This window comes from Brevundimonas sp. SS2672 (assembly GCF_059579685.1).
In genome coordinates this window covers 143612-155104 of the sequence record NZ_CM184201.1, presented here as the reverse complement: position 1 = coordinate 155104, position 11493 = coordinate 143612, and the positions used below count along the sequence as shown (strand labels likewise).

The following is an 11493-nucleotide window of genomic DNA, read 5'->3' as shown; positions in this document are numbered from 1 at the left end:
ATGACCGACGCCGCCCCTCCGCCGTCCGCTCCCGCCGCGCCCCCTGCGCCGCCGCCGCCGTCCAGCGGCCGCCGCGTGATGTGGAGCGTGGCCCTGATCGCCATGGCCGTGGTGGGGATCAGCCTGATCCTGCACGCCTGGCGCCTGCCGCCCTTCTCGGGCGGGCCGCAGACCACGGACAACGCCTATGTGCGCGGCCAGGTGACCATCATCAGCCCCCAAGTCAGCGGCTATGTGACCTCGGTCGAGGTGCAGGACTTCCAGACGGTGAAGCAGGGCCAACTTCTGGCGACCATCGACGACCGGATCTATCGCCAGCGGCTGGAGCAGGCGCAGGCCTCGCTGCATTCGGCCGAGGCGGCGCTGGCCAACTCGGCCCAGAGCCAGGCCTCGGCCCGCGGATCGGTGGCCCAGACGCGCGCCGCCATCGCCGCCGCCCAGTCGGCTGCAGCCAAGGCTCGCGCCGATGCGACACGGGTGCGCACTCTGTTCGAGGGCGGCTGGGTCGCCCAGGCCCAGGTCGACACAGCCCAGAACGCCCTGCGCGCCGCCGAGGCCCAACTGGCCGAAGCCCGCGCCGCCGAGGACGTGGCCCAGACCGGCGTCACCTCGGCCGTGGTCAATCGAGGCTCGCTGGAGGCCGCCGTCGAGAACGCCCGCGCCCAGGTGCGCCTGGCGCAGATCGATCTGGACAATACCCGCATCGAGGCTCCGCGCGACGGCCGCCTGGGCGAGGTGACGGTGCGTCAGGGCCAGCAGGCGGCGGTCGGCACGCAGTTCATGGCGCTGGTCCCCGACGTGGTCTGGGTCACGGCCAATATGAAGGAGACGCAGATGCGCGACGTGCGCGTCGGCCAGCCGGTCGAGATCACCGTCGACGCCCTGGGCGGACGCGTCCTGACCGGCAAGGTCGAGCGCATCTCGCCCGCCACCGGCTCCGAGTTCAGCGTCATCCGCCCCGACAACGCCACCGGCAACTTCACCAAGGTGGCCCAGCGCATCCCCGTCCGCATCGCCGTCGATCCGGGCCAGGAGGGCGCCGAGCGGCTGGCGCCGGGCATGTCGGTGACGGCGCGGATCAAGGTGAAGGGCTGAAGGCGCCCCCGCTCTTCCCGACTTCGGCCCGGATGAGCGGGTGACAGGAACGAACAGCCTCGAATCTGCAGCCCGCCGCCTGACTTATTGTTGCGGTGCGCAAATCTTCACCTTTGCAGGGTTGCGTCAGCCTGTCGCAGGCCGCATCTGGAGCCGATGACCAGCGCCCCCTCCTCCGCGATCAAGGCTCCGCCCAAGGGGCCGGGCTTCGCCGAATTCGTCTGCCTGATCGCCGTGATGATGGCGCTGAACGCCCTGGCGATCGACGCCATGCTGCCGGCCCTGCCCTACATCGGCGAGGATCTGGGCGTAGCCAATGAGAACAGCCGTCAGTGGGTCATCACCGCCTATCTGCTGGGCTTCGGCGTGGCGCAGCTGTTCTACGGCCCGCTGTCGGACCGTTATGGACGCCGGCCTGTGCTGTTCACGGGCATCGCCGTCTATGTCGTCTTCAGCGTTCTGGCCGCCTTCGCCCACACCTTCGACATGCTGATCCTGTCGCGGATCGGCATGGGGATCGGGGCGGCGGCGACGCGGGTGCTGGCCGTCTCGATCGTGCGCGACCGCTATGCCGGGCGGACGATGGCGCGGGTCATGTCGCTGAGCTTCCTGGTCTTCCTGGGCGTGCCCATCCTGGCGCCCGCCGTGGGCCAGACGATCATGCTGGTCGCGCCCTGGCCGTGGATCTTCGGCGTCTTCGCCCTGTCGGGCGGCGCCTTCCTGATCTGGGCGGGTCTGCGCCTGCCCGAGACCCTGCACCCCGAAGACCGGATGCCGATCAACCTCGGCCGCATCGCCGGGGCCTTCCGCTTCGCCCTGAGCAACAGGATCGGCATGGGCTACACCCTGGCCATGACCGTGATCAGCGGGGCGCTGTTCGGCTTCATCAACTCCTCGCAGCAGATCTTCTTCGACGTGTTCAAGGCGCCGGGTCTGTTCCCGGTCGTCTTCGCCCTGGTGGCGGCGGGCATCGCCGTGGCTTCCGTCCTCAACGCGCGCCTGGTCGAGAAGCTGGGCTCGCGCCTGATCGCACACACGGCCCTGTTCGGCTTCATCGGTTTCGGCGCCCTGCACGCCCTGATCGCCTGGACCGGCCACGACAGCCTGTGGGTGTTCGCGGCCCTGCAAGCCTGCAAGATGTTCTGCTTCGGCTTCATCGCCGGCAATTTCGGCTCCATGGCCATGGAGCCGATGGGCCATATCGCGGGCACGGCCTCCTCGGCCCAGGGCTTCATCTCCTCGATCGGCGGGGCCCTGCTGGGCTTCGCCATCGGTCAGCAGTTCGACGGCACCACCGTGCCGATGACCGTGGGCTTCGTCCTGCTGGGCGTCGCGGCGTTGGCGCTGGTTCTGGCGGCCGAGAAGGGGCGGCTGTTCAAGGCCCATCACCTGCCGCCGACCGCAGCAAAGGCTTGATCTTTCGGGCGCAAGGGAGCCTTTTCGGGCGCATCTGATACGGAGCGTTCGATGACCCTGAAGCTGGTCGGGCGGGTTTCCGCCCTCGCTATAGCCGCCGCCCTCGCCACGTCCCTGGGCGCCTGCGCCACGACCGGAGACACGACGCCGATGTCGCCCCTGGTCCCGGCCGCGTCGGCCCAGGCGACGGCTTACGTCAACGACCCGCACTCCTGGGCCCGGCCCGCCGAGGCGAGAGTGACGCACGTCGATCTGGACCTGGCCGCCGACTTCGCGGCCAAGACCCTGACGGGCACGGCGACGCTGGACGTGACCGGCCGCCCCGGCGCGACCGAGGTGGTGCTGGACGCCAAGATGCTGGACATCAAGAGCGTGACCGACGCTGAAGGCCGTCCGCTGGACTGGAGCCTGGGCGCCGCCGACCCGATCAAGGGCCAGCCCTTGAGCGTGCGCGTCCCGGCCTTCCAGGGCGACGAGACGCAGAAGATCGTCGTCGCCTACGCCACCCGCCCCGACGCCTCGGCCCTGCAGTGGCTCAGCCCGCAGCAGACGGCGGGCGGCCAGAAGCCCTATCTGTTCAGCCAGGGCCAGGCTATCCTGACCCGCACCTGGATCCCGACCCAGGACAGCCCCGGCATCCGTCAGACCTACAGCGCCCGTATCACCGCCCCCGCCGACCTGACCGTGGTCATGTCGGCCGAGCAGTTGACCCCGAACGGCGAAGCGGCAGGCTCAGGCATGAAGGCCTGGCGCTTCAAGCTGGACCAGCCCATCCCGCCCTATCTGATCGCCATCGGCGCGGGCGACCTCGCCTTCGCCCCCTTCGACGAACGCACCGGGGTCTGGACCGAGCCGAGCCGGTTGAAGGCCGCCCAATGGGAGCTGGAGCCGACCGCCCAGATGGTCGATGCGGCCGAGGCGCTGTACGGCCCCTATCGCTGGGGCCGCTATGATCTGCTGGTGCTGCCGCCCAGCTTCCCCTTCGGCGGGATGGAGAACCCGCGCCTGACCTTCGCCACGCCCACCATCATCGCCGGCGACCGGTCGCTGGTGTCGCTGGTGGCGCACGAACTGGCCCACTCCTGGTCCGGCAATCTGGTGACCAACGCCACCTGGGCCGACATCTGGCTGAACGAGGGCACGACCACCTATTTCGAGAACCGCATCATGGAGGCGCTCTACGGCCGCGAGCGCGCCCTGCAGGAACAGGCCCTGGCCTGGAATGATCTGGTCGCCGAGATCGCCGTCACCGATCCGGGCGACACCCGCCTGCATCTGGACCTGACCGGACGCGACCCCGACGACGGCCTGTCGGGCATTCCCTATGACAAGGGCGCCGCCTTCCTGCGCACCATCGAGCGCATCGTCGGGCGCGAGACGTTCGACGCCTGGCTGCGCGGCTATTTCGACCGCCACGCCTTCCAGCCGATGACCGACGTCGGCTTCCTGAAGGACATCCGCGAGAATCTGGTCAAGGGCGACGCCGCGCTGGAGGCGGAGCTGCAGTTGGAGAACTGGATCTATCAGCCGGGCCTGCCGTCCAACGCCCAGGCGCCGGTGTCGCACGCCTTCGAAGCCGTGGACGCGGCCGCCGAGGCCTTCTACGTCGCCAAGGGTCCGGCCTCGGCCGCGCCGTGGAAGGATTGGAACACCCAGCAGCGCCTGCGCTTCCTGTCGTGGCGGCCCCAAGGCCTGGCGGCGGGCGCCGACTGGCTGACCCCGGCGCAGCTGGCCGATCTGGAAAGCACGTTGAAGCTGGACAGCGAAGGCAACGCCGAACTGACCTTCGCCTGGCTGCAGGCGGCCCTGGCCAACCGCTACGAGCCCGCGGTGGCCACGGCCGAGCGCTTCCTGACCAGCCAGGGCCGACGCAAATTCGTCCTGCCGCTGTTCCAGACCCTGTGGGCCGAAGGCGACTGGGGCCGCCCCATCGCCACGCGCATCTATGCCGAGGCGCGACCGCTGTATCACCCGGTCACCAGCAACTCGGTCGATCAGGTGGTGGGGCGGCCGTAAAAGGCCTCCCGCTTTCGTCATCCTCCGATCAGCGCCGCTTCGCGGCTTGTCGGAGGATGACGGAGACAACACTGGATCGCTTGACGCCAGGCGCGGCTGGGGCTCCCCTGCGCCGCGACTGGAGGCGCTGATGATCCGAACCGTGAAGACGACCCTGCCGCTGGCGGCCGCGCTGATGCTGGCGGCCGCGCCTGCGGCCTACGCCCAGAACCTGTTGATCCGGGGCGGGACCATCCATACCGGCGACGAGGCCCGGCCGACCGTCGAGGTCGTGGTCGTGCGCGACGGACGCATCGCCTATGTCGGGGCGGCGGACGCGGCGCCGTCGGCCGAGGGGCTGGAGGTCGTGGACCTGAAGGGGGCGACCCTCTTCCCCGGCTTCACCGACGGCCACGCCCATCTGGACGGCATCGGCTGGCGCGAGATGACTCTGAACCTGGAAGGCTCGGCCTCGGTCGCCGAAGCCATGCAGAGACTCAGCGCCTGGGCCGAGGCCCACCCCGAGGGCGTCATCGTCGGGCGCGGCTGGATCGAGACCCACTGGCCCGAGAAGCGCTTCCTGACCGCCGCCGATCTGGACGCCGCCGCGCCGGGGCGGGTGGTGGTGCTGAGCCGGGCCGACGGCCATGCGCGGGCGGCGTCCAGCGCCGCCCTGACGGCGGCCGGGATCGATGCGACGACGCCGACCCCCTCGGGCGGCGAGATTCTCAAGGACGCGGAGGGCCAGCCGACCGGCCTGCTGGTCGACGGGGCCATGGCCCTGCTCGAAGGCCTGGCCCCCGAGGCGGATGCGGCGGCGACGCGCGAGGCCTATCGCGCCGGGTTCGGCGTCTACGCCCGCTATGGCTGGACCGGCGTCCATTTCATGAGCGCGCCGTGGAAGGACGTGCCCCTGCTGGAGGCGATGGCCGAGGCGGGCGAGGCGCCCTTGCGGGTCTACAACAGCATCGACATGGGCGATGCGCGCGCCCTGATGGCGGGCGGGCCGCGCGACGCGGGCGACGGGCGCATCATCACCCGGGCCATCAAATTCTACGCCGACGGCGCCCTCGGCTCGCGCGGGGCCAAGCTGTTCGAGCCCTATTCCGACCGGCCCGAGACGTCCGGCCTGATGCTGGCCTCGCGCGAAGAGGTCATGCCCCTGTATCAGGAGGCGCTGCGCGCCGGAATCCAGATCGCCACCCACGCGATCGGCGACCAGGGCAACCACGACGTCGCCGCCTGGTATGAAGAGGCGCTGCGTTCCGTGCCCAGGTCCGAGTGGAGGCTGGCCGATCCGCGCTGGCGCATCGAGCACGCCCAGATCATCCGGCCGCGCGACTATCACTATTTCGACGAACTGCCGATCATCGCCTCGATGCAGCCCAGCCACGCCATCGGCGACCTGCATTTCGCCGCAGACCGTCTGGGCGACGCCCGGCTGGACGGCGCCTACGCTTGGCATACGCTGGTGGATCGCGGGGTGATCGTGGTCGGCGGCTCGGACGCGCCGGTCGAGCGGGGCGATCCGCTGATCGAGTTCTACGCCGCCGTGGCGCGCCGCGACCTGAACGGCTTTCAGGGGCCGGACTGGCGGCCGGACGAGGCGGTGGACCGGGCGACGGCGCTGAAGATGTTCACCCTGTGGCCCGCCTACGCCAGCTTCCGCGAGAATGAGCTGGGCACGATCGAGGTGGGCAAGCGCGGCGACTTCACCGCCTTCGACATCGACCTGATGACCGTCCCCGCCGCCGACATTCCCAAGGGCCGGGCCGTGCTGACGGTAGTCGACGGGCGGATCGTGCATCAGGCCGACTGAGAGGCGGACGGATCAGACGGAATCCCGCCCCTTCTCGTTGCGGGCAGGGGCCGCTTCGGTTAAGCCCCGCGCATAGGATTTCGTCTCCGGCCGTCGTTTGCGGCCGGGGCTTGGCGTTGGAGCGTCTGAGATGGCTGATTTCGCCCCCGGTCTGGTCACCGTGTTCGGAGGCTCGGGCTTTATCGGAACCCAGGTGGTGCGCGCCCTGGCCCGTCGCGGCTGGCGCGTGCGCGTCGCCGCGCGCAACGCCAAGAGCGCACCCATGCTGCACATGGCCGGCGACGTCGGCCAGGTTCAGGTCGTGCGCTGCGACATCACCGACAAGGCTGCGGTGGCGCAGGCCGTGCGCGGCGCCGACGCCGTGATCAACCTGGTCGGCATCCTGTTCGAGACCGGCGGGCGCAAGTTCCAGACCCTGCACGTCGAGGGCGCGGTCAATGTCGCCGAGGCGGCCAGGGCGGCGGGCGCCAAGCGTCTGACCCACATCTCGGCCCTGGGCGCCGACGCCGACGGCAAGGCCGACTACGCCCGCACCAAGGGCGAGGCCGAGGCCGCCGTGCGCGCCGCCTTCCCCGGCGCCGTGGTCGTGCGCCCGTCGATCGTCTTCGGCTCGGGCGACCAGTTCCTGAACCGCTTCGCCGCCATGGCGACCTGGTCGCCGGTCCTGCCGCTGATCGGCGGGGGACAGACCAGGTTCCAGCCGGTCTATGTCGCCGACGCCGCCGAGGCGATCGCCCGCGCGACCGTCGCCTCCGAGGCCCAAGGCGAGACCTATGAGCTGGGCGGCCCGTCGGTCTGGACCTTCGAGGACATCCTGAAGTTCATCCTGCGCGAGACCAACCGCCGCAACATCCTGCTGCCCCTGCCCTTCCCGGTCGCGCGTCTGATCGGCTCCCTGGCCCAGATCCCGGCCATGATCGGCCTGCGTCCGGCCCTGACCAGGGATCAGGTCGTGCTGCTGGAGACGGACAATGTCGTGACTTCGGGCGCCAAGGGCTTGGCCGATCTGGGAGTCGAGCCCTCAGGCCTGGAAGCCATCGCGCCGGCCTATCTGTGGCGCTACCGCAACGGCGGCCAGTACGCCGAGAGCCCCGCCGCCTGATCTGCCTGACTTCGGCGCGTCTTCCTGACGTACAGCCCGTGTCTAAATGAACCCCACGCCGTCATCCTCGGGCTTGACCCGAGGATCCAGCAGACACGACGGAGGACGCATCGACACTCACGACGATTCAGGCCGCTGCGAGGCTGGATCCTCGGGTCAAGCCCGAGGATGACGGCACAGGGGGTCGGGGCGGCGCCTTGAGAAAGCCTACAGCGCGCCCGTCACGCCCAGGCCGATGATGCCGACGACGCCGACCACGATCCGCCACCAGGCGAAGGGGCCGAAGCCGCGCTTGGACACGAAGTCGAGCAGGAAGCGCACCACGGCCAGGGCCGAGATGAAGGCGGCGATGAAGCCGATGGCGATCAGGCCGACGTCGCTGAAGTCCAGCACGTTGCGGTTCTTGAACAGGTCGTAGGCCACCGCCGCCCCCATGGTCGGCAGGGCCAGGAAGAAGCTGAACTCGGCGGCCGACCGCTTGTCCGTGCCCAGCAGCAGGCCGCCGGCGATGGTGGCGCCCGAACGCGACACGCCGGGAATCATGGCCAGGCACTGGAACAGGCCGATCAGGAAATAGACTCGGAACGGATAGCGGTCCGCGTCCAGATAGGTCGGAATCTTGTTCATCCGGTCCAGCCACAGCAGCAGCACCCCGCCAACGATCAGGGCGATGCAGATCACCAGCGGCGTCTCGAACAGCACCGTCTTGATGAATTCGTAGGCGAAATAACCGATCGCCGCCGCCGGCGCGAAGGCGACCAGCAGGCCGATCAGGAAGCGCCGCGCCTCCGGATCGAAGGGCCAGCGCGTCGCCAGCGTCCACAGCCGCTTGAAATAGACGCTGATGATGGCCAGCAGAGCGCCCAGCTGGATGACGATCTCGAACGTCTTGCCGGTGCTTTCAAAACCGAGGAAATGCCCCAGCAGCAGCAGGTGACCGGTGGAGGACACCGGAATGAACTCGGTCAATCCCTCAACCAGACCCAGAAGGATCGCCGTCAGCCAGTCCGCCATGAATGCTCCGCTCGGTCTCTTTGTCGGGCGCGCCGCAGCCTGCGGCCTCCCGTCCGCCTCTCCTTAGCGCCCCGCCTCCGCCGCCGCCATTGGCGCGGGCGCTGTTTTGGGCGACAAGGGCGAGGAAATGTCCGCCTCTCCTCTCGACGCCGCCCATGAGACCACCCGCCGGATCACCACCTTGTCGGTGGCGACGGCGGTCCTGCTGATCATTATGAAGGCCTTCGCCCTGGGGGCGTCCGGCTCGGTCTCCATCCTGGCCAGCCTGGCGGATTCGGCCCTGGACCTGGTGGCGTCGCTGGCGACCTTCTTCGCCGTGCGCTGGGCCGCCGCCCCGCCCGACGACGAGCATCGCTACGGCCACGGCAAGGCCGAAGGCCTGGCCTCGCTGGTGCAGTCGGGCATGGTGCTGGCGTCCGGCGTCTTCATCGGCTGGGAAGCGACCCAGCGCATCTTCGATCCGCGCCCGGTGACCGCCGGAGGCTGGGCCGTCGGGGTGGTCGTCCTGTCCATCGCCGTCACGGCGGGCCTGGTGTGGATGCAGACCCAGGCGATGAAGAAGACCGGCTCCCTGGCCGTGGCGGGCGACCGCGCCCACTACGCCGCCGACCTGGCCGCCAATGTGGTGGTGCTGATCGGGGTGATCTCGGGCGCCTTCCTCAAGGCGCCGGGACTGGACGCGGCGGCCGGTCTGGTGGTCGCCGTCTGGCTGGCCTGGGGCGCGGTCAGCCTGCTGAAGGACGCGGCCGGCCATCTGCTGGATCAGGCCGCCTCGGACGAGGATCGCGCCGCCATCGTCGCCGCCGTGACCGAGGACGCCCGCATCGCCAACGTCCACCAGCTGCGCACCCGCATGGCCGGCCAGGCCCTGATGGTGCAGATGCACGTCGACCTGGACCCCGAACTCAGCCTCAAGGCCGCGCACGACATCCTCTTGGACGCCGAGAAGCGGGTGCTGAAGGCCTTTCCCCACGCCGACATCCTGATCCACGCCGATCCGCGCGGGGCCGCCGAACCGCACGGCGGCGCCTTCGCCCCCGCCCGCCCGACGACGTCGGAACCGGTCGCGCCGGACGCGCCCTCGTCGCGTATGGGTCCCTGGTCCTGAGCCTGCGACAATCGCGCGCGGTAAACGGACCCTTAACGCGCGCGGGCGCATGAAGGCGGACGATGTCCACGCCCGCCGTCCTCTATCATTTCGCCTATCATCCCGCGTCGCGCACGGCGCGGCTGGCGCTGGGCGAGGCCAAGACGGCCTATAGCGAAGAAGCCGTCCGCCCATGGGAGGACGACTGCCCCCTGTTCGAGATGAATCCGTCGGGAATGCCGCCGGTGCTGACCGTGACGGAGAAGAACCGTCCGCTGGTCCTGTGCGAACTGGACGCCATCCTGGGCTGGCTGGAAGACCGCACCAAGGGCGACTTCCTGCTGCCGTCCGACCCGGCCGAGCGCGCCGAGGCGCGCCGTCTGGCGACCTGGTTCAGCCGCCGTTTCACCGATGAGGTCGACGCCGTCCTGCTGCATGAGCGGATGGAGAAGCCCCTGCTGCGGCTGGGGTCGCCCGACGCCCGGATGCTGCGGGAAGGCCGCGAGGCGCTCAAAAGCCATCTGTCGACGCTGGAGCCTCTGGCGGCCGGGCGTGAATGGCTGGCCGGACGCCGTCTCAGCCAGGCCGACCTGATCGCGGCGGGCCATCTGTCCGTGCTCGACTATTTCGGCGAGGTCGCCTGGGCCTCCTGGCCGTCGCTGAAGCTGTGGTATTCCAAGCTGAAGTCGCGCCCCTGTTTCCGCCCCCTTCTCGGCGATCGCTTCCCCGGCGTGCAGCCCGCGCCCTGGTACGCCGACCTCGACTTCTGAGGTCAACGGGGGCTAAAGCGCCCTCATGGCGGCCGATCCCCGCATCTTCATCCGACAGCGCGCCGCCGACCTGGGCTTCGGCGTGTGCCGCTTCGCCTCGGCCAGCGATCCGTGGAGCGCGGGCGAGAAGCTAGCCCATTTCGTCGACGCGGGCCGTCACGGCGACATGGGCTGGATGGAGACGACGCTGGAGCGCCGCGCTCACCCCACCGCCATGTGGGACGGCGCCCGGACCGCCATCGTCCTGGGCATGAACTATGGACCGGACGAAGACCCCCGGCCCGAGCTGGAGGAGGCGTCGGCGGGCTATATCTCCGTCTATGCGCGCGGCGACGACTATCATGAGGTCATCAAGGGGCGGCTGAAGGTCCTGGCCGGTCAGATCGCCGCGCGGCTGGGCCAGGAAGTCAAGGTCTTCGTCGACACCGCCCCCCTGATGGAGAAGCCGCTGGCCCAGCGGGCGGGCCTGGGCTGGCAGGGCAAGCACACCAACCTCTTGAGCCGCACCCACGGCAACTGGCTGTTCCTGGGCGTGATCCTGACCGCCGCCGAGATCGAGGCCGACGAGGCCGAGGTCGAGCACTGCGGCCGCTGCACCGCCTGTCTCGACGCCTGTCCGACGCAGGCCTTTCCGGCGCCGTTTCAGATCGACGCCCGGCGGTGCCTGTCCTATCTGACCATCGAATACGCGGGCGCCTGGCCGCGCGAGTTCCGCGCCGCGACGGGCAACCGCATCTACGGCTGCGACGACTGTCTGGCCGCCTGCCCCTGGAACAAGTTCGCGCAAGGCGCGTCGGAGGCGCGGCTGCACGCGCGCGACGCGCTGAAGTCGCCGCCGCTGGCGGACCTGCTGGCGCTGGACGACCCCGCCTTCCGCGCCCTGTTCACCAAGAGCCCGGTCAAGCGGATCGGGCGAGATCGCTTCATTCGCAACGTGCTGTATGCGGCGGGGAACTCGAGCGAGCCGGCGTTGATCGAAGCGGTCGAGCGGCTGCTGGACGACCCGGCGCCCGTGGTGCGAGGCGCTGCGGTCTGGGCGCTGTCGCGCCTGGCGCCGGAGCGTTTCGAGGCCGAACGCACGGCGCGGCTGGCGGATGAGGCGGACGAAGAGGTCAAACAGGAGTGGTCCTTCTCCCCTTGAGGGAGAAGGTGGGCGCCGGAGGCGCTCGGATGAGGGGTGTAGGCGCGACATTCA

General features: G+C 69.8%; 9 protein-coding genes. 8 read left to right on the top strand and 1 reads right to left on the bottom strand.

Features of this window, described 5'->3' with window-relative positions:
* The 5 genes from AC52GN_RS00735 to AC52GN_RS00715 all read left to right on the top strand — a co-directional run bounded on the left by AC52GN_RS00735 (position 1) and on the right by AC52GN_RS00715 (position 7427).
* The gene (locus AC52GN_RS00735; RefSeq protein WP_346486245.1) at positions 1-1095 is read left to right on the top strand and encodes an HlyD family secretion protein; all 1095 of its coding nucleotides are present in this window, start codon (positions 1-3) and stop codon (positions 1093-1095) included.
* 156 nt (positions 1096-1251) lie between these two features.
* Positions 1252-2511, top strand: coding sequence for a multidrug effflux MFS transporter (locus AC52GN_RS00730; RefSeq protein WP_346486246.1), 1260 nt, complete (start codon positions 1252-1254; stop codon positions 2509-2511).
* Between the two features lie 51 nt (positions 2512-2562).
* Positions 2563-4527, top strand: coding sequence for a M1 family metallopeptidase (locus AC52GN_RS00725; protein ID WP_496527865.1), 1965 nt, complete (start codon positions 2563-2565; stop codon positions 4525-4527).
* Between the two features lie 130 nt (positions 4528-4657).
* Positions 4658-6325 carry an amidohydrolase gene (locus AC52GN_RS00720; RefSeq protein WP_496527864.1) on the top strand — a complete coding sequence of 556 codons (1668 nt, stop codon included), beginning with the start codon at positions 4658-4660 and terminating at the stop codon, positions 6323-6325.
* A gap of 130 nt (positions 6326-6455) precedes the next feature.
* Positions 6456-7427 carry a complex I NDUFA9 subunit family protein gene (locus AC52GN_RS00715; RefSeq protein WP_496527863.1) on the top strand — a complete coding sequence of 324 codons (972 nt, stop codon included), beginning with the start codon at positions 6456-6458 and terminating at the stop codon, positions 7425-7427.
* Positions 7428-7634: 207 nt separating this feature from the next.
* On the opposite strand, the gene AC52GN_RS00710 is transcribed toward AC52GN_RS00715, so the two are convergent.
* Complete coding sequence (locus AC52GN_RS00710; RefSeq protein WP_496527862.1) at positions 7635-8441, bottom strand: undecaprenyl-diphosphate phosphatase; 807 nt, start codon at positions 8439-8441, stop codon at positions 7635-7637.
* 127 nt (positions 8442-8568) lie between these two features.
* Here AC52GN_RS00710 and AC52GN_RS00705 point away from each other — a divergent pair, with 127 nt between their 5' ends.
* From AC52GN_RS00705 to queG, 3 genes are all read left to right on the top strand, one after another.
* A complete protein-coding gene (locus AC52GN_RS00705) occupies positions 8569-9549 on the top strand; it encodes a cation diffusion facilitator family transporter (RefSeq protein ID WP_496527861.1) in 981 nt (326 codons plus the stop codon).
* A 62-nt stretch (positions 9550-9611) separates the two neighbouring features.
* Entirely contained in the window at positions 9612-10298 is a 687-nt protein-coding gene (gene fzlA / locus AC52GN_RS00700; RefSeq protein ID WP_312219418.1) for an FtsZ-binding protein FzlA, read from the top strand.
* A 25-nt stretch (positions 10299-10323) separates the two neighbouring features.
* Positions 10324-11439, top strand: a complete 1116-nt coding sequence (gene queG, locus AC52GN_RS00695) for a tRNA epoxyqueuosine(34) reductase QueG (RefSeq protein WP_496527860.1) — start codon at positions 10324-10326, stop codon at positions 11437-11439.
* The last annotated feature ends 54 nt before the right edge of the window (positions 11440-11493 follow it).